General features: G+C 64.1%; 14 protein-coding genes and 1 pseudogene. 6 read left to right on the top strand and 9 right to left on the bottom strand.

Going from position 1 to position 16965, the window contains the following annotated elements:
- Positions 1-36 precede the first annotated feature (36 nt).
- From B3H47_RS10610 to B3H47_RS10585, 6 genes are all read left to right on the top strand, one after another.
- On the top strand, positions 37-1950 hold the full coding sequence (locus B3H47_RS10610; protein WP_286986975.1) for a methyl-accepting chemotaxis protein: 1914 nt from the start codon (positions 37-39) through the stop codon (positions 1948-1950).
- A 28-nt stretch (positions 1951-1978) separates the two neighbouring features.
- On the top strand, positions 1979-5227 hold the full coding sequence (locus B3H47_RS10605) for a sensor domain-containing protein (RefSeq protein ID WP_286986974.1): 3249 nt from the start codon (positions 1979-1981) through the stop codon (positions 5225-5227).
- A gap of 7 nt (positions 5228-5234) precedes the next feature.
- Positions 5235-6032, top strand: coding sequence for a CheR family methyltransferase (locus B3H47_RS10600; RefSeq protein WP_156052797.1), 798 nt, complete (start codon positions 5235-5237; stop codon positions 6030-6032).
- A complete protein-coding gene (locus tag B3H47_RS10595) occupies positions 6029-6580 on the top strand; it encodes a chemotaxis protein CheD (protein ID WP_286986973.1) in 552 nt (183 codons plus the stop codon). Before B3H47_RS10600 ends, B3H47_RS10595 begins: the two co-directional genes overlap by 4 nt.
- 35 nt (positions 6581-6615) lie before the next feature.
- On the top strand, positions 6616-7698 hold the full coding sequence (locus tag B3H47_RS10590) for a protein-glutamate methylesterase/protein-glutamine glutaminase (protein ID WP_286986972.1): 1083 nt from the start codon (positions 6616-6618) through the stop codon (positions 7696-7698).
- A 97-nt stretch (positions 7699-7795) separates the two neighbouring features.
- The gene (locus B3H47_RS10585; RefSeq protein ID WP_286986971.1) at positions 7796-9295 is read left to right on the top strand and encodes a methyl-accepting chemotaxis protein; all 1500 of its coding nucleotides are present in this window, start codon (positions 7796-7798) and stop codon (positions 9293-9295) included.
- Between the two features lie 21 nt (positions 9296-9316).
- On the opposite strand, the gene fliN is transcribed toward B3H47_RS10585, so the two are convergent.
- The 9 genes and pseudogenes from fliN to B3H47_RS10540 form a co-directional block, all read right to left on the bottom strand.
- On the bottom strand, positions 9317-9751 hold the full coding sequence (gene fliN / locus B3H47_RS10580; RefSeq protein ID WP_276708567.1) for a flagellar motor switch protein FliN: 435 nt from the start codon (positions 9749-9751) through the stop codon (positions 9317-9319).
- A 29-nt stretch (positions 9752-9780) separates the two neighbouring features.
- Entirely contained in the window at positions 9781-10791 is a 1011-nt protein-coding gene (gene fliM / locus B3H47_RS10575; protein WP_013105563.1) for a flagellar motor switch protein FliM, read from the bottom strand.
- Between the two features lie 83 nt (positions 10792-10874).
- On the bottom strand, positions 10875-11444 hold the full coding sequence (locus B3H47_RS10570) for a flagellar basal body-associated FliL family protein (RefSeq protein WP_286986970.1): 570 nt from the start codon (positions 11442-11444) through the stop codon (positions 10875-10877).
- Positions 11445-11611: 167 nt separating this feature from the next.
- Positions 11612-12919 (bottom strand): flagellar hook-length control protein FliK, encoded by a 1308-nt coding sequence (locus tag B3H47_RS10565; RefSeq protein ID WP_286986969.1) that lies wholly within the window; start codon positions 12917-12919, stop codon positions 11612-11614.
- An 88-nt stretch (positions 12920-13007) separates the two neighbouring features.
- Positions 13008-13499: a flagellar export protein FliJ gene (locus B3H47_RS10560; protein WP_013105560.1), complete on the bottom strand. Its 492-nt coding sequence runs from the start codon at positions 13497-13499 to the stop codon at positions 13008-13010.
- Between the two features lie 92 nt (positions 13500-13591).
- A complete protein-coding gene (locus B3H47_RS10555; RefSeq protein WP_286986968.1) occupies positions 13592-14938 on the bottom strand; it encodes a FliI/YscN family ATPase in 1347 nt (448 codons plus the stop codon).
- A gap of 26 nt (positions 14939-14964) precedes the next feature.
- On the bottom strand, positions 14965-15699 hold the full coding sequence (locus B3H47_RS10550; RefSeq protein ID WP_286986967.1) for a flagellar assembly protein FliH: 735 nt from the start codon (positions 15697-15699) through the stop codon (positions 14965-14967).
- A 35-nt stretch (positions 15700-15734) separates the two neighbouring features.
- Positions 15735-16751: a flagellar motor switch protein FliG gene (gene fliG / locus B3H47_RS10545; RefSeq protein WP_286986966.1), complete on the bottom strand. Its 1017-nt coding sequence runs from the start codon at positions 16749-16751 to the stop codon at positions 15735-15737.
- Positions 16741-16965: pseudogene (locus B3H47_RS10540) on the bottom strand (flagellar basal body M-ring protein FliF); the annotation flags it as partial. The gene fliG and the pseudogene B3H47_RS10540, both read right to left, overlap by 11 nt.

Raw genomic sequence — 16965 nt, 5'->3', positions numbered from 1 at the left:
ATTTTTCTCTCCTCTTTTCATCGACCAGAGCACGCCATGACCCTCGCTTTGCATCAACGTCTTCAGTTCCGCATCCTTGCGCCGATCGCCTTGCTGGTGATCGTCGTGGTCGCCACCGGCTCGTTTCTGATGGTGCGCAACGCGCAACACAACGTCGGCGTGGAGATTCAACGTGAATCGCAGCAGCAGATGGGCGAAATCGTGCGCACGCTCGACATCACCAAGAACCTGCTCAACGAGCAGGTGCATGGCTCCATGCGCCTGCTGACCGAGCGTGGCGCGCAGCTCGGCGCGCCTTCGCTGGGCGCGCCAGTGGAGCTGGGCGGAAAAATGCTGCCCGATCTGCAGTTTGGCAAGACCAGCGAGGTCAACCAGTTCGGCCTGGTGGACGGCGTAACCAAGCTGTTTGGCGGCACCGCCACCCTGTTCGTGCGCAGCGGTGACGACTTTGTGCGCGTAAGCACCAATGTCAAAAAGCCGGACGGCACCCGCGCCATCGGCACCCTGCTCGACCCCAAAGGCAAGGTGATTGCCGACATCCGCGATGGCAAAGCGTTTTATGGCGTGGTGCAGATTCTGGGCAATCCCTACATCACCGGCTATGAGCCCATGCGCGACGCCAGCGGCAAAATCATCGGCATCTGGTACGTCGGCTACAAGGCGCAGATCGACGCCATCAAAAACGAAGTCAGCAAGCTGCAACTGCTGTATGGCGGCAATCTGGACGTGACCGACAAGTCCGGCAAAGTGATTTTCGCCACGTCCAATATGCCAGCCCAGATCAACCCGGACGACTGGATCACGTCATCGAAAGCCATACCCGGTTGGGGCTTCACCGTCACCACCCGTTACGCGAAATCCGTCGTTGCCAGCCACACCTGGGAGCGGGTTCTACCCATTCTGATGGGTGGGTCGATCATGGTTCTGCTGATACTCGGCGTCACCGCCTTTCTTCTTCGCCGCCTGGTGATTCGCCCTCTGGCCGAAGCCGTTTCCGTCGCCCAGCGCGTCGCCGAAGGCGATCTGTCGGTGCGGGTGGCTTCCACGTCTAAGGATGAAACCGGCCAGTTGCTCTCGGCTTTGGGGGAGATGGTCGGGCGGCTGACTTCGGTCATCGGCTCAGTGCGCTCGTCGGCCGAGCAGTTGCTCTCGGCGTCCACGCAGGTGTCGGCCACTTCGCAGAGTCTGTCGCAGTCGTCTTCGGAGCAGGCGGCGTCGGTGGAGGAAACCTCGGCCACGCTGGAGCAGGCAACCGCTTCGATTCGCCAGAATGCGGATAACGCGCGTCTGACGGATTCGATGGCGCAGCAGGCGGCAGGCCAAGCGCGTGAAGGGGGTGCGGCGGTGCAGGGCACGGTCTCGGCGATGCAAGCCATCGCGGAGCGCATCTCGATCATCGATGACATTGCGTATCAGACCAATATGCTGGCTTTGAATGCGGCGATTGAAGCGGCCCGGGCTGGGGAGCATGGCAAGGGCTTTGCGGTGGTGGCCGCGGAGGTGCGCAAGCTGGCGGAGCGTTCTCAGGTGGCGGCCAAGGAGATTGGCGATCTGGCGACTTCGACGGTGAAGCAGGCGGATGCGGCGGGTAGCTTGATTGCGCAGATGGCACCCAATATCTCCAAGACCTCGGATCTGGTGCAGGAGATCACGGCGGCGTCGGAAGAACAGTCCACGGGGATGCAGCAGATCAATCAGGCGGTGGCGCAGCTCTCAGCCGTCACTCAACAGAACGCCTCGGCTTCGGAACAACTCGCGGCGACTGCCGAAGAGATGAACGCGCAGGCGCAGGCTTTGCAGGAAAGCATGGCGGGCTTCCGGCTCAGCCAGGAAGCGCAGGTCACGGCGGCTAAACCGGCAACACGGCCTGCCGCAAGCAAGGCCCGGGCGGCTACCGAGGACAGTCTGCCGGTGCTCACGCAATCACAGCCGGAGTTCGTGCGGTTCTGAAGGGACTGACTAACTCCTCAACACGCTGATGCACCTGATCACCCCACTACTCATCGATCTCGGCATCGTCGCCCTTGCGATGGCCGGCGTGCTGATGCTCGCCTGGAAGCTGCTCCAGCAACTGTGGGGAACCGGGACGAGCAGCGCCTACCAGCCTGCGGCGCTGCTGTTTTCCGCTGGCATCGCCACGGCCGTGCGCAATCGCTTTCCCTGGATGCGCGCGGCGTACCGGCAGCGGCCAGACCGCAAACTCATGCTGACGGCGGCGGTGATTCTGTTGCTGGCCAGCTCGCTCACCGCGCTGTTCACCGCCCTGGTGATGGCCGACCACGAACGGAATCGGCTGACGCTCAGCATGGAGAACGACCGCGACGCACTCAGCCGCGGTCTGCTCATGGCGATGGAGGTTCGCGGCAAGGAGCTGGCGCGGTTTTCCCACAACCCATTGCTCTTACGCACCCTGCAAACGCTTCAAACCGGCAAAGAAGGCAGTCCCGCGCATCCATCTGCCGAACTGCAAAGCCAACTCGCCGACTTGCGCACCATGATGGCGCTGTTGGCCCCTCACGAATACAGCATCACCAATCTCTGGGGCGAAACCGTGCTGTCGAGCGCAGCCTCCACAGCGCACCACCCGGGGCTGCCCAGCCTGGCGCCGGCCATGCCACCAGCCAGCCAGTTCATGCTGCAGCGCGATCCGGAAACGCTCAATTTTTTTCTGCACGCGCAACTCCCGATTCGCAAGGGCGAGCAGACCATCGGCCACTTCAGCGCCTCGCTGCCCCTGCCCGCGTCAAGCCGCATCGCGCATGAGCTGACGCGTCGCGCGAAACACACCGTCATCAAGATCTGCAGCCTCTCCAATGACCTCTGGACCTGTCTGCCCAGCCAGACCGGCGAAAGCGAACAGACGACGCTACTTACATCCAAGCGTCTGCCCGCAGAGGTGCGCTGGGCACAGGGCAAAGCGGCTACGACGATTGAGGAAATCGACGGCCAGCGATGGCTGATCAGCTCCACGCCGCTCGGCACGACCGGGCTGGCCCTGGCGGTGGAGGTGCCCACGGCCGAACTCTATGCCCCGGTCGTCGATACGCTCGAAACCGGGCTGCTGTTCGTGCCGGGTCTGGTGCTGCTGGGGCTGCTCGTGCTGGGCTGGCAACTGCGCCCACTGACCCAGAGGCTGCATCAGGCGAACGCGCGGGTACAGAACGCTTTTGACTATTCTGGTATCGGCATTTTGATGGTGAACGGGCAAGGCGACATTCTCGACTTCAATCCGGCCTTCAGCGAGATGCTGGGCTACACGCCGGCAGAGCTGCGCCAGCCCCATGTCGTCGACGATTTTCTGCATCCGGACGACCAGGGCGCCGTGGCCGCCCAACTCGGTGGCATGGCAGACACAGAGGTGGGCGCCTATTGCGCGCACCGGCGCTATCGTCACAAGAATGGTCAGTACCGCATGCTGCAGTGGCATGTCTCCCCGGTGAAGAACGAGGACGGCGCTGTGACCTCCATCGTGTGTTACGCCCTCGACGTGACTGACGAACTCGCCCGCAGGGACGCTGCGATCCGGCAGACCGCGTTTCTGAATGCGGTGCTCGACAATATGCGCGACGTGGTCTACGCCTGCGACGAAAACGGCTTGCTGAGCTATGTGAACGCGGCAGCCATTCGGGCGGGTTTGCCGACAAAAATGGGGGTGTCGTTGCGTGAATTGGAGTTGGTCACGCCTGTTCACACCACTGACCACAAGCCGGTTCCACTGGAGCAACTGCCGCTGGGATCGGCCTTGCGCGGTGAACCCAAGGAGGCAGAGAACTTTCTGATAGAGAGCCTGGAAGGCCAGTGGCGGCACTATGAAATCACGGCCCGCCGACTGCTGGATTCCACCGGCACGCCTCTCGGCGCCGCAGCGGTCGCGCACGACGTCACGGAAATCCGTGCCGTAGACCGGCGCCTCAAGTGGCTGATCGATCACGACGAGCTGACCGAACTGCCCAATCAGACCCTGGTCATCGAATCGCTAGAGCGCTGGCTCGAAGCCGAGACCAGCCGGGACGAGAGCCGCCAACTGGCCGTTTACTTGCTCGACATCGACCGCTTCCGCCAGATCAACGACAGCTTTGGTCACGCCCTGGGCGATGACCTGTTGATCGAAACCGCGGCGCGGCTGAAGGTCGCGCTTGCTCCAGACGATTTTCTGGCACGCTGGGGCGGCAATGCCTTCGCGGTGCTGCATCCTTGCACCGCCGACCAGCAGGCCCTGCTCGATCACGCCGAGCAACTGCTCAACAGCCTGACCGAGCCTTTCGTTCTCGACGGCCAGACCATTTTCATCACCGCCAGCCTGGGCATTGCGCGTGCGCCGCGCGATGGGCGTTCAGCCACGCAACTGTTCAGCCGTGCCGATGTGGCCATGTACCGCTGCAAGGCCAACACCCCGGGCCGGGCGCTGCTCTACACCGCCGACATGAGCCAGCGCGGGCGCGAACTCATCGAGATGGAGACCGACCTGCGCCACGCTCTCGCCTTGGAGCAGTTTTTTGTGCTCTACCAACCCAAGGTCTGCCTGCAGACCCGTCAGGTGATTGGGGCGGAGGCCTTGCTGCGCTGGCAGCACCCGCAACATGGCCTGGTTTCTCCGGCCACGTTCATTCCGCTGCTCGAAGAAACCGGCCTGATCGTGCCCGTGGGGCAATGGGTGCTGAACGCCGTGTGCAAGCAGCTTCAAGAATGGGAGCAGCAGGGCAAGACGCCGTTGCCCATCGCCGTGAACTGCTCGATGCGGCAATTGCAGGGCGATCTGATTTTGCGCCAGGTCTCTTCGGCCCTGGAGCACTCGGGCATCGCGCCCAACCTGCTGGAGCTGGAAATCACCGAAAGCATGATGCTGCGCGATCCCGAGCATGTCAGCGGGCTGATCGTGCAATTGCGCGAACTTGGCGTGAACACCTCCATCGACGATTTCGGCACGGGCTACTCCTCGCTGGCCTCGCTCAAGCGCCTGCCCGTCACCACAATCAAACTCGACCGCGCTTTTGTCAAAGACCTGCCCAACGATGCCGACGACGCGGCCATTACGCGTGCGGTGATTTCGATGGCTAAGGCCCTGCACCTGATCGTCATCGCCGAAGGCGTCGAAACGCAGGAGCAAGCTGATTTTCTGCAGCAACTCGGGTGCGAGGCCTACCAGGGCTGGCTGTTCAGCCAGGCGGTCGCGCCCAAGCGCTTTGCTCAATATCTGGCCGATGCCAAGACCCACACACCTGGCTGAAAAAACCATGCAAACGCTCACCGATACCGAACTCAGCGGCTTTTCCCGCCTCATGTTCGAAGCCGCTGGCATCACCCTGGCGCCGTCGAAAAAAGCGCTGGTCGAAGGGCGTCTTTCCAAACGGCTGCACGCGCTCGGGCTGGCGACTTTCACCGATTACCTGCACCATCTGCGGCAAGACGCCGCCGAGCGCCAGCAGGCCATCGACCTGCTCACCACCAACGAAACCTATTTCTTTCGCGAGCCGCGGCACTTCGCCTATCTGTCGGAGCAAATCATTCCGCATGCGGATACCTCGCGCCCATTCCGGGTGTGGAGTGCGGCCTGCTCCAGCGGCGAAGAGCCCTACAGCATCGCCATGGTGCTGGCCGAGCGCATGGGACAACGGCCGTGGGAGATCGTGGCCTCCGACATTTCCACCCGGGTGATCGAGCAGGCGCGTCGCGCCATCTACCCGATGGAGCGCGCCGAAAAAATTCCCCAGCCCTACCTCAAGGCCTTTTGTCTGAAGGGAACGGGGGCGCATGAGGGTAGTTTTGCGCTGCAGCCCAGCATCCGCGAGCGGGTGCGCTTTCAGGTCATCAATCTCAACACCGCCCTGCCCGACATCGGCCAGTTCGACCTAGTGGTGCTGCGCAATGTGATGATCTATTTCGACGCCGAAACCAAGCGCGCGGTGTGCCGTCGGCTGCTGGATGTGCTGCGGCCCGGCGGGCATCTGTTCATCGGTCATTCCGAAAGCCTGAACGGTCTGGATCTGCCGCTGCGCAGCCTTCAGCCCGCCGTCTATCTCAAGCCGCAATGAAAACCGCGCCGTACCCAGCACCTGCCGAAGCGGCGCAGGAAGAACCGCTGGAAATTTTTCTGCAGCCCGGCGAGCTGTATTTCGGCGAAGGACGCACGCGCGTGCGCACCCTGCTGGGCTCGTGCGTGGCCATTGCGGTGTGGCACCCGCAACTGAAGATCGGCGGGCTATGCCATTACATGCTGCCGGGCCGCGGCGCGCATCATGGTGCTCACCGTGCGCTCGACGGCCGCTATGCCGACGAAGCCATGCTGCTATTCCTGCGCGATATGCGGGCGGCGGGCACCCGCCCCGATGAATACGAGGCCAAGCTGTTCGGCGGCGGGCGCATGTTCACGCAAGAAAAGCCCCCGCATGTGCAGCACGGCTGCGTGGACGTGCCGTGCAAAAACGTACTGCGCGGACGCGAACTCGTGCGTCAACATGGCCTGCGCCTCAAGGCCGAACATCTGGGCGGCGAAGGCCACCGCAATGTGCTGTTCGAGATCTGGAGCGGCGACGCCTATCTGAAATTCTGGGGCCAGAACGCGCAGCAAAGCATGGGCTGAGTCCCATCAAAACCCTTCCTACTGGAGACGCTTTCATGATTCGGACCGACAAGGTCAAGGTGTTCATCGTCGACGATTCCGCCGTGGTGCGGCAGGTGCTGCAGGCCGTGCTGCTGCGCGATCCGGGCATCGAGGTCATCGGTGTCGCACCCGACCCGCTGTTTGCCCTGCAGCGCATGCAGCTAGGCCAGTGGCCCGACGTGCTGGTGCTCGACGTCGAGATGCCCCGCATGGACGGCATCACCTTCCTCAAGAAGCTCATGGTCGAGCATCCGCTGCCGGTGGTGATCTGTTCCACACTCACCGAAAAAGGCGCGCAGATCACGCTCGATGCTCTGGCGGCCGGGGCCGTCAGCGTGGTGACCAAACCGCGCGTGGGCCTGAAGGACTTTCTGGTGGAGCAAACCACCGAGCTGACGCAGACCATCAAGGCCGCAGCCCGCGCCAACACCGGTAGTCTGCGCGCCTTGTCGCGGCCCGTGGTCAGCGTGGCCAAGGCCCCCGCGCCGCCCACGTTCACCCCCAGCGCGCATGTGCTGACCGACACCACCGAGAAGATCATCGCCATGGGCATGTCCACCGGCGGCACCGTGGCGCTCGAGCGCGTGCTCACCACCCTGCCCCGCACCCTGCCGGGCATCGCCGTGGTGCAGCACATGCCGGAGAAGTTCACCGCGACTTTTGCCGAGCGCCTGAATTCCGTCTGCGCCCTCGAAGTGCGCGAGGCGCGTGACGGCGACCGGCTGATTCCCGGGCTGGTGCTCATCGCGCCGGGCGGCCGCCACATGCAGGTGCGGCGCAGCGGCGCGCAGTACCACGTCGAAGTACGCGATGGCCCGCCGATCAACCGCCACCGGCCTTCGGTCGATGTGCTGTTCCGCTCAGTGGCGCAATGCGCCGGGCGCAACGCGTTGGGCATCATCCTCACCGGCATGGGTGACGACGGCGCGCGCGGCCTCAAGGAGATGCACGACGCCGGCGCCCGCACCGTGGCGCAGGACGAGGCCACCAGCGTGGTCTACGGCATGCCCAAGGAGGCGGTGAAACTTGGCGCCGCCGACCGCAGCCTGGCCCTGGGCGACATCGGCGCGGCGATGGTGGAATACGGCCGCGGTTGACCCGAAAGTCGCGCTTCACACGGGGTCTTCCCCTATGCAGCGGCACTGGCCGTGTGTCGTTGCATAGGCATCAAACAAAACCTCTCTCACTATCCTGATGAACAACCTTCGCATTCGCACCCGCATGACCCTGGGTCTGCTCGGGATGCTGGCCGTCATCGTGCTCAATGCCGCGTTGGCACAGCAGCAATTGGCACAGTCAAACGCCCGGCTCGACGCCATCGTGCATGTGCAAAGCCAGCGCATTACCCTGCTCAACACTTTTTTCACCAACTTCCAGGGCACCACGGCCGCGCTGTATCAAACCCTGCTGAACCCGGCGCATGACGAGGCGCAGCAAGCCCTGAAAAAACAGCTCGCCGAAAACCGCGAAAGCACGGCCCAAGTGTTCAAAGACTTGCAAGCCTTGCCGCCGGATGCCGAGGTCAACTCGCAGCTCGCTGAAATTCACAGCTTGATGGCGAAGAACCGGGGCGTGCAGCAGCAAGTCATCGCTCTGATGCAGCAAGGGCTCTATCCGCAGGCCAGCACCATCTACACCCAGCTAGCCTCGCCCATCGTGCTCGCCATGCACCAGCACATCAGTGCGTTGATCGCCCATCAGAAAGCGCAGATGCAGGCGGCGTATACGCAAAGCCAGGCCGCCTATGCAAGTGCGGTTCGCCAGGCGCTGTGGATCACCATCGGCTTCATCCTCGCAGCAATGGTGGGCGGCTTCTGGATCACCCGCTCCATCACCCGCCCCCTGGCCGAAGCCGTTTCTGTCGCCCAGCGCGTGGCCGAAGGCGATCTGTCGGTGCGGGTGGCTTCCACCTCGAAGGATGAAACCGGGCAGTTGCTCGCTGCTTTGGGCGAGATGGTCGGGCGGCTGACTTCGGTCATCGGCTCGGTGCGATCTTCCGCCGAGCAGTTGCTCTCAGCGTCCACGCAGGTGTCGGCCACTTCGCAAAGTCTGTCGCAGTCGTCCTCAGAGCAGGCGGCGTCGGTGGAGGAAACCTCGGCCACGCTGGAGCAGGCGACCGCCTCCATTCGCCAGAACGCGGATAACGCGCGTCTGACGGATTCGATGGCGCAGCAGGCGGCAGGCCAAGCGCGTGAAGGGGGTGCGGCGGTTCAGGGCACGGTCTCGGCGATGCAGAGTATTGCCGAACGCATCTCGATCATCGATGACATTGCGTATCAGACCAATATGCTGGCTTTGAATGCGGCGATTGAAGCGGCCCGGGCTGGGGAGCATGGCAAGGGCTTTGCGGTGGTGGCCGCGGAGGTGCGCAAGCTGGCTGAGCGCTCTCAGGTGGCGGCCAAGGAGATTGGCGATCTGGCGACTTCGACGGTGAAGCAGGCGGATGCGGCGGGCAGCCTGATTGCACAGATGGCACCCCATATCTCGAAGACTTCGGATCTGGTGCAGGAGATCACAGCAGCGTCGGAGGAGCAGTCCACGGGCATGCAGCAGATCAATCAGGCGGTGGCGCAGCTCTCAGCCGTCACTCAACAGAACGCCTCGGCTTCGGAACAACTCGCGGCCACTGCAGAAGAGATGAATGCGCAGGCGCAGGCTTTGCAGGAAAGCATGCTGCAGTTCAAATTGGCTTGAGCCGTCGGCTTTTCTAGCACCTCAAGCCAGACGCCGGGCGCGCTCGGTCGGACTGACGATGTCGGTCAGGCGAATGCCGAACTTGTCATTCACCAGCACGACTTCGCCGCGCGCGATGAGAAAGCCGTTGACCAGCACATCCATCGGTTCGCCGGCGAGCCGGTCGAGATCGACCACTGAGCCTTGCGCCAGTTGCAGCAGTTCGCGAATCTGGATTTTGGTGCGGCCCAGCTCCACCGAGAGCGTGACGGGGATGTCCATCACCAGATCGAGCTGGTTGTTGGGCGCGCCGCCGCCCTGATCGGCACGAAGTTCGGCGAAGGGAGCGGGTTGCACCTTGGGCGGCTCTGCCGCAGCGGCCACTGGCTCGGCGGCAACGCCCTGCTCCGCCATGGCTTCGCCCCAGGCTGCCAGATCGTCGGCGGCTGCGGTGTCGGTGGGGGTGTCTTCTGCCATGGAATGTCCTGCGGAATAAGGGATCGGAATCAGTGCGCGCCGTGCGCCAGGAGTTGCGCCTTCTCGGGCACCTCCGGGAAAAGCTGCTGGCGAATCTTGAGCGCCATCTTGTCTTCGTGCCGCCCATACTCGCCAAGCAGCACGGGAATGCCGTCCACGCGGGCAATCACGGTTTCGGGCATGTCCACCGGCAGGACATCGCCGACCCGCAGATTCAGCAGTTCGCGCACCAGAATTTGCCGTTGCAGCAGTTCGACGCGCATTTCCACTTCGGCCTCGCGCATTTCAGTCTGCAAGGCCTTGACCCAGCGGTGGTCGACCTCGCTGCGGTCGGTGGTCATGCCGGTGGTGAGCTGGTCGCGGATGGGTTCGACCATGCTGTACGGGATGCACACGTGCAGGCTACCGCCGCCGCCCTCGATCTCGACATCGAAGGTGGAGACGATGACCACCTCGGTCGGGGTGGCGATGTTGACGAACTGCGGGTTGACTTCGGAGCGCGTGAGCTCGGGCTCCAGCGGCAGCACGGGCGCCCAGGCGGTTTTGTATTCCTTGAACACCATGTCGAGCATGCGCTTGATGATGCGCTGCTCCAGCGGGGTAAAGTCGCGGCCCTCGATGCGGGCGTGAAAGCGGCCATCTCCCCCGAAAAAGTTGTCGATCACGCTGAAAATCAGCCGCGGGTCGAAGATGAACAGCGCGGTTCCGCGCAAAGGTTTCATCTGCACCAGATTGAGATTGCTGGGCACGACCAGGCCGCGAATGAACTCGTTGTACTTGGTCAGCTTCACCGACGACACCGAGATTTCAGAGGCGCGCCGCAGAAAGTTGAACAGACTCACCCGCCACAGCCGGGCGAAGCGCTCGTTGATGACTTCCAGCGTGGGCATGCGCCCGCGCACGATGCGGTCCTGACTGGCCAGGTCGTAAGGACGCACGCCCCCTTCATCCGCCGCCTCCGGTTCGGCCACCGGCTCTTCGCCTGAAATGCCGCCGAACAGCGCGTCGACTTCGTCTTGGGAGAGGACGTCTTGAACCATGTCAGTTCCGCACAGACGTTACGAGGAAGAAGGCACTGCCCTCGCGGAGCAGCGAGCAAATCGAGCGTCGGGGCTGTTTCATTTCACTGCACCACGAAAGCGGTAAAAAACACGCCGTCGATCGGCGCCCCGTCATGCCCATGCGCAGCGGCAGCCGCGCCGCCCCCGCCGCCATGTTCCCCACCTGCAGCGGCCACCGCAGGCGCGCCTTCGAGCACCTTGTTCACCGAATGCAGGATGTCTTCGCGCAGGTGATCGCGCCCTTCCACCGAATCGACCTTGTCGATCGACTGGGCCGCGAGGATGCGCAGAATGTTGTTGCGGAGTTCGGGCGTCATGAGCTTGACCTTGCCTTCAACCGAAGGATCGTAAGTCTTGAGATCGATCTTGACCTGCAGGTAATGCACCGTGCCGTCGGTACTCTGCAGATTGGTGACAAACGGCTCCATGCTGATGAAACGCATGTTCTTCACCTTCTCGGCCGCAGCCTCCGCAGCCAGCTCGGCCGCGGTGGGCGCCGCCTTGGGCTTCATCAGAAAAAATGCCGCCGCGCCGCCCCCGGCCATGAGCACGATCACCGCCACCAGAATGATGATGATCAACTTGGTCTTGCCGCCGCCCTTTTCCTTGGCCTTGGCCTCTTGTTCCGCCATACCCCACTCCCGATGTGCTGATTGGGGCGCGCACGCTGCGCACCCTTTGCGCGTGAAGGACGATCAATGCGTTTTCACTGCAGGGTTTAACGACACAAGGGCGGGGTTTTTGAAGGGGCGTGGCTTCGTGCAGCACACCGACTGCAGCATGAAAGACTCCCAGGTTCTCACACATAGGTGTTCACCAGTCCCTGCTGCCAGCGCAAGACCTGCGCGGCAGAAGCGCCCGGTGCGCCGCCTGCGGCGATGTCGGCAATCGCGTTCGATCCCGACGCGCCGCGTTGCGAGCGTGCCTGCTGGCGATCGCCCTGCCCGCCTTGGGTGCCGACGGAAGTCTGGCCGAGCGACAGCCCGGCCCCGGCAAACACATCGCGCAGTTGCGGCAGCGCCGCCTCGACCGCCTGCCGCACCACGGCATGCGCAGAGACAAACTGCGCCTGAATCTGGCCATCGTGCATCTGCAGATGGACTTCGAGCGGCCCGAGTTGCGGCGGATTGAGATGCAGCGTGGCGAATTGCTGCTGCCCCTGTGCCGCCAGCAAGACCTGCTGATTCATCGCCTGCCCCCAGTCGGGCGACCCCATATGGGCGGGCACGGTAGCCGCCCAGACCGTCTGCGATACTTGGTTGGCCTGTGGCATACCCAGAGTCAAAGCCTGCCCGATCTGGTTTGGCGAGACAACAGACGGAGTTGAGTCGGCATGGCTCGATGCGGTCTGCAGGGCCGAAAGGTCTAAAGCCGTGGTGAGGGACTGATGCAGGGCCGCGAATCGGCTGGGCTGTGCGGCGTCTGCAGCGCTGCCCGCCAGGTTCTGCATCCACGCGGGCAGGCTCTCGGCGGCTTTGGTTGTGCCGCCCGTCGTGACGCCTGCTGGCGCTCCCGCGCGCCCGAAGTTCGCCTGCCGGTCTGTCAGCGGGTCATTCTGCGGTCCGGCCAGCAGTGCAGAGGTCGGCAGAGTTTTGACGTCTTGGGCCTCAGCCGTCGGGGTGGCAATGGGCGCGGCAACCGAGGTGACAACCGGCGCCTGCAGCATGGCGGCGAGCACGGGGCCAGGTCCTGCTGCTGGGCTGGCATCCTTCGGCGCAGTCTTGCGGTCGTCCAGCGGCAAGGTTTTGCCGCTTTGCGCTGCCGCCATTGCCGCTTCGAGCGCCCCGCTGGTCTGCGGGGCCAGCGCCGATGCGCTCGCATTCGCCGCTGCAGAATCTTGTGATGGCGCGGATGACTGCATCTGCGGCGAATCGGCCTTGCCCCGCACCTGCGCTGTCGCTTTGGCGTCTGAAGATGAAGCCTCGCTCGGTTTCTGCGCTTTTGCCGAATCTGAGGACGCCGACGACGAAGGCGCCGCCTTGCCCGCACGCGAAAGCGCGTCGGAAAAGCTTGGCCCGGTCTCGTTCTGAGACGTTGCAGCCCCGGCCGACGACGATTCGGCAGGTGGCGCAGCAGGAGTGGACACGACAGGAACGATCAGCGGCATGATGGCGGCTCAAACGAGTAGATACCCGTTCTAAGCAAAACCTGCGCCAGCCTGACTGACTGACTGCAGCCTGACTGATCTTGCGACTTCAGAAATCAGACCGCTGCTGCGAGCTGGGCAGGAATTGCGACGCTCGCCGTACCGCCCATTCCTGCAGGTTTTTCAGCGCGCTGGCCTTTTGTCCCTGGCGTTTTTGCGCCTGATGCTGGTCGATCAGCACCTCGAACGCCTTTTCGCGCTGGCGCGCTGCCGTCCATTGCCCCATGAGTTCGGTCAGGATGAGCTGCTGGCGGTTGAGTTCGACTTTCTGCGCGGTGATGGCCGATTCGATACGATCGACAAAACCGCGCAGGTCGCGCACCTGACTCCAGGCGGTGCCGGCAGTGCCCAGAGTCTGGATCTGTTCACGATATTGCGCGGCATAACTTTCAAGCTGTGCAAGCTTCGCCTGCGCGGTTCGAAGAATGTCCTGCTGTTTACCCACGAGTTGACCCGCATTCTGACTGGCCTCTACGGCTTGCGCATGCAAAGCCTGAAGGGTCTCCAGCCGTTGCGGGCTGAGGGTATTGTTGTAGGTCATGCGTTGGGGGCCGAATTTGATTCAGGCAAAGTGTAAACCTTGCACCCGGCAGGCCCAAACTTCCCTGTCGAAATCGTCAAAAACCCGACATTTCAAACAAGGTAGGGCGTCATCAGATCGGCCAGTTCTTGTCGGCTCCGTGTCAGGCCGACAGCGGCGTGCATGTCCTGAATCAAAAACTCGCGGATGCCGGCGTGCGCCTGCACCGCCTGGTCGAGTTGCAGGTCGGCGCCCGGGGTGTAGGCGCCCACGGCAATGAGGTCTTGCTGGCTGGCGTAGCGCGATTGCATTTCCTTGAGCTTCTGCATGCGCCGAAGTTCCAGCGGGGTTGCGATGGCCGGCATCACGCGGCTGATCGACGCCTGCAGGTCGATGGCCGGAAAGTGCCCCTGCTCGGCCAGACGGCGACTGAGCACGATATGGCCGTCGAGAATGGCGCGCACGTTGTCGGCGACCGGGTCTTGCTGGTCGTCGCCTTCCATCAGCACGGTGTAGAACGCGGTGATGCTGCCGCCGCCCTCCGGCCCGTTGCCCGCGCGCTCCACCAGCGCCGGCAGCTTGGCGAACACCGAGGGCGGAAAACCGCGCGCCGCCGGGGGCTCTCCTGCGGCCAGCGCCACTTCGCGCAGCGCCAGGGCGTAGCGGGTGACCGAATCCATCAGCAGCAGCACGTTCAGCCCCTGGTCGCGGTAATACTCGGCCATCGCGGTGGCCAGACGCGCGCCGCGAATGCGGGTCAGCGCCGGGGCGTCGGCCGGGGCGGCCACCACGACGGCCCTGCTGCGCCCTTGCTCGCCCAGAATGTCTTCGATGAACTCTTTGACCTCGCGGCCCCGCTCGCCGATGAGACCCACCACGATGACGTCGGCATTGGTGTTGCGCGCCATCATGCCCAGCAGCACGCTCTTGCCCACGCCGCTGCCCGCGAACAGCCCCATGCGCGCGCCACGGCCCACGGTGAACAGCGCATTGATCGCGCGCACGCCCACGTCGAGTGGCTGGCGCACCAGCGCCCGGGCCAGCGGGTTGATCTGCTGGGTGGATAAGGTGGTGTAGTGTGAGGCCAGCAGCGCGCCGTCGCCGTCGAGCGGGCGCCCGTTGCCGTCGAGCACGCGCCCGAGCAGTTCGGGCCCGACGGGAATGCGAATATCGCCCGGCACGGGATGCACCCGCGCCCCCGGTGTGAGGCCCTGCACTTCGCCCAACGCCATAAGCTGCACATGATCGCCGTTGAAACCCACCACTTCGGCGTCGATGACACGGTTCTGCTCGGTGCTGATGCGGCAACGCTCGCCCAGACTCGCCTCCAGCCCCTGCGCTTCAAGAATCAGCCCCCGCACCCGCACCAGGCTGCCGCTATAGACCAGGGGCAAAGGCCCGCCCGATTGCAGACGAAGTTGCAAAGTCTGCAGATGGCGCGATACCCGGGCCAGACTCATTGCAGCCTCCTCATTGCAGAGACCCATCATTGCAGACCCTCCTCGAACAGCCGGGTCATGATCTGCCGCCAGCGCTCTTCAACGCGCAGATCGAGTTCGCTCACTGCCTCGCGCGAGCGCGTGCGCCAGCGGCGGTCGGGCGTGGCGGTCTGCCCCGGCGCGGCAGCGGCCACGATCAGATCGCCGCGCTGCAAAGTGTCGTCCGCCAGCAGGGTCACGCCACTGGTTTCGAGATCGGGCGCGGCGTTGCGCAACACGTCCAGATCAAGGGGATGAAGCCGCACCGAAGGCGCCCCCGCCTGCGCCGGAAAAGCCGCCAGGGCCTTGCGCACAATGGGCAGCAGCGCTTCGGGCTGAGTGCGCAGCTCATGCAGGATGACCTGCCGCGCCAGTTCCAGCGCCAGCGCGACCAGCGCCGTCTCGGCCTCGGCGTCGAGCGCGGCCACGGGTTGGGTGACGCGGGAGAGCAGCGCCTGCAGCGTCTCACGTTCCTGCTGCGCCTGCGCCCGCCCGGCGGCCAAGCCCTCGGCGTGCCCGGCGGCGTAGCCTTCGCGATGGCCTTGTTCCAGGCCCGCCTCTCGGCCGTCTTCGCGGCCCTGCGCCTCAGCCTGCGCGTACACCGCCTCGAACTGCTGCGCGGTCGGCGGGCCGCCAGCGGTTTGGCGCGGAGTCTGCACGGCGGTGCGCGCCGCAGGGTCCATTTCCGGCGGCTGCCAGCGCCGTGCGGCCTGCGCGTCTTCCTTGGGAATGATGCCGCTCATGGCTTCGGTGAGAACCGGTTACGGGTCGCCAGGCATCAGCCGACGAGTTGTTCGCCGCCGCCGCTGCCCAGCTGAATCTGGCCCGCCGCTTCCAGGCGCGAGGCGATTTGCAGAATTTCCTTCTGCGCCCCCTCCACCTCGGAGAGCTTGACCGGCCCCTTGGCCTCCATGTCGTCGCGCAGCATTTCAGAGGCGCGCTTGGACATGTTGCTGAGAAATTTCTCTTTGAGCGCGTTGTTCGTGCCCTTGAGCGCCAGAATAAGCGTTTCCGACGAAATTTCGCGCATCATGGTTTGCAGACTGCGGTCGTCCACATTGATCAGGTCGTCGAAAACGAACATCTGGTCCTGCACCTTGGTCGCCAGTTCTTCGTCCTGCGAGCGCAGATGCTCCATGATGCTCGACGACAGCGCGGTTTCCACCCGGTTGAGAATCTCGGCGGTGACCTTCGGCCCGCCCACGGCGCTGACCTGCACGCTTTGCGAATCACCCGAGAGCTGTTCTTCGAGCACTTCGTTGAGCTCGCGCAGCGCGCTGGGCTGCAGGCCGTCGAGCGCGGCCAGCCGCAGCATGGCTTCGCCGGCCTGGCGCTCGGTGAGAAAGTGCAAGACCTCGCCGGCCTGCTCGGGCTCGATATTGGCCAGCACCAGCGCCACCACCTGCGGATGCTCCAGCTTGATCAGCTCGGCAATGGCGCGCGGCTCCAGCCACTTGAGGTTCTCCAGCCCGTTCGATTCGCCGCCGTGCAGAATGCGCTCGATCAGCGAATTGGCGCGCTCGCCGCCCAGCGCCTTGGTCAGCGCACCGCGCAGAAATTCGTTGGCCCCCAGGCCGAGTGCCGTCTGCTGCTCGATTTTTTCGCGGAATTCGCGCATGACCGCATGCGCCTGATCGGCACTCACCCGGCTGAGTTTGGACATGGCCACGCCCAGACGCTGCACTTCGCGCGGCCCGAGATGGCGCATGATCTCCGCGGCCTGGTCTTCTCCCAGACTCAGCAGCAGCACGGCCGCACGGTCGAGTCCGCTGAATTCGGCTTGTTCACTGGCCATCGGACAGCCACTCCTTCACCACTTGCGCCGCCCGCCGCGGGTCTTGCTTGACCAGTTCGCGCGAGATCGCCGCATCCGACTCCAGGGTATTGCTCAAATGCACGGTATCCGGCGCCAGCGCGCCGGGCATACCGCCCGCCAACTGGTCGGCGCCCGCACCCGGGGCGGATGACGCCTGCGTGCCGCCAGTCGCCGTAGCGGCTCGCGCGGCCTC

Source organism: Thiomonas sp. UBA7699 (assembly GCF_002482605.1).
GTDB lineage: Bacteria > Pseudomonadota > Gammaproteobacteria > Burkholderiales > Burkholderiaceae_C > Thiomonas > Thiomonas arsenitoxydans.
The sequence above is the reverse complement of the archived record's forward strand: the minus strand, read 5'-3'. Positions and strand labels throughout refer to the sequence as shown.

What these genes read in the sequence shown, in the direction of transcription:
- B3H47_RS10590 (WP_286986972.1), top strand. Translation starts at nt 6,616, where the DNA reads ATGATTCGGACCGACAAGGTCAAGGTGTTCATCGTCGACGATTCCGCC.
- fliG (WP_286986966.1), bottom strand. Translation starts at nt 16,751, where the DNA reads ATGGCCAGTGAACAAGCCGAATTCAGCGGACTCGACCGTGCGGCCGTG.
- B3H47_RS10585 (WP_286986971.1), top strand. Translation starts at nt 7,796, where the DNA reads ATGAACAACCTTCGCATTCGCACCCGCATGACCCTGGGTCTGCTCGGG.
- fliN (WP_276708567.1), bottom strand. Translation starts at nt 9,751, where the DNA reads ATGGCAGAAGACACCCCCACCGACACCGCAGCCGCCGACGATCTGGCA.
- B3H47_RS10565 (WP_286986969.1), bottom strand. Translation starts at nt 12,919, where the DNA reads ATGCCGCTGATCGTTCCTGTCGTGTCCACTCCTGCTGCGCCACCTGCC.
- B3H47_RS10595 (WP_286986973.1), top strand. Translation starts at nt 6,029, where the DNA reads ATGAAAACCGCGCCGTACCCAGCACCTGCCGAAGCGGCGCAGGAAGAA.
- B3H47_RS10600 (WP_156052797.1), top strand. Translation starts at nt 5,235, where the DNA reads ATGCAAACGCTCACCGATACCGAACTCAGCGGCTTTTCCCGCCTCATG.
- B3H47_RS10570 (WP_286986970.1), bottom strand. Translation starts at nt 11,444, where the DNA reads ATGGCGGAACAAGAGGCCAAGGCCAAGGAAAAGGGCGGCGGCAAGACC.
- B3H47_RS10610 (WP_286986975.1), top strand. Translation starts at nt 37, where the DNA reads ATGACCCTCGCTTTGCATCAACGTCTTCAGTTCCGCATCCTTGCGCCG.
- B3H47_RS10605 (WP_286986974.1), top strand. Translation starts at nt 1,979, where the DNA reads ATGCACCTGATCACCCCACTACTCATCGATCTCGGCATCGTCGCCCTT.
- fliM (WP_013105563.1), bottom strand. Translation starts at nt 10,791, where the DNA reads ATGGTTCAAGACGTCCTCTCCCAAGACGAAGTCGACGCGCTGTTCGGC.
- B3H47_RS10555 (WP_286986968.1), bottom strand. Translation starts at nt 14,938, where the DNA reads ATGAGTCTGGCCCGGGTATCGCGCCATCTGCAGACTTTGCAACTTCGT.
- B3H47_RS10560 (WP_013105560.1), bottom strand. Translation starts at nt 13,499, where the DNA reads ATGACCTACAACAATACCCTCAGCCCGCAACGGCTGGAGACCCTTCAG.
- B3H47_RS10550 (WP_286986967.1), bottom strand. Translation starts at nt 15,699, where the DNA reads ATGAGCGGCATCATTCCCAAGGAAGACGCGCAGGCCGCACGGCGCTGG.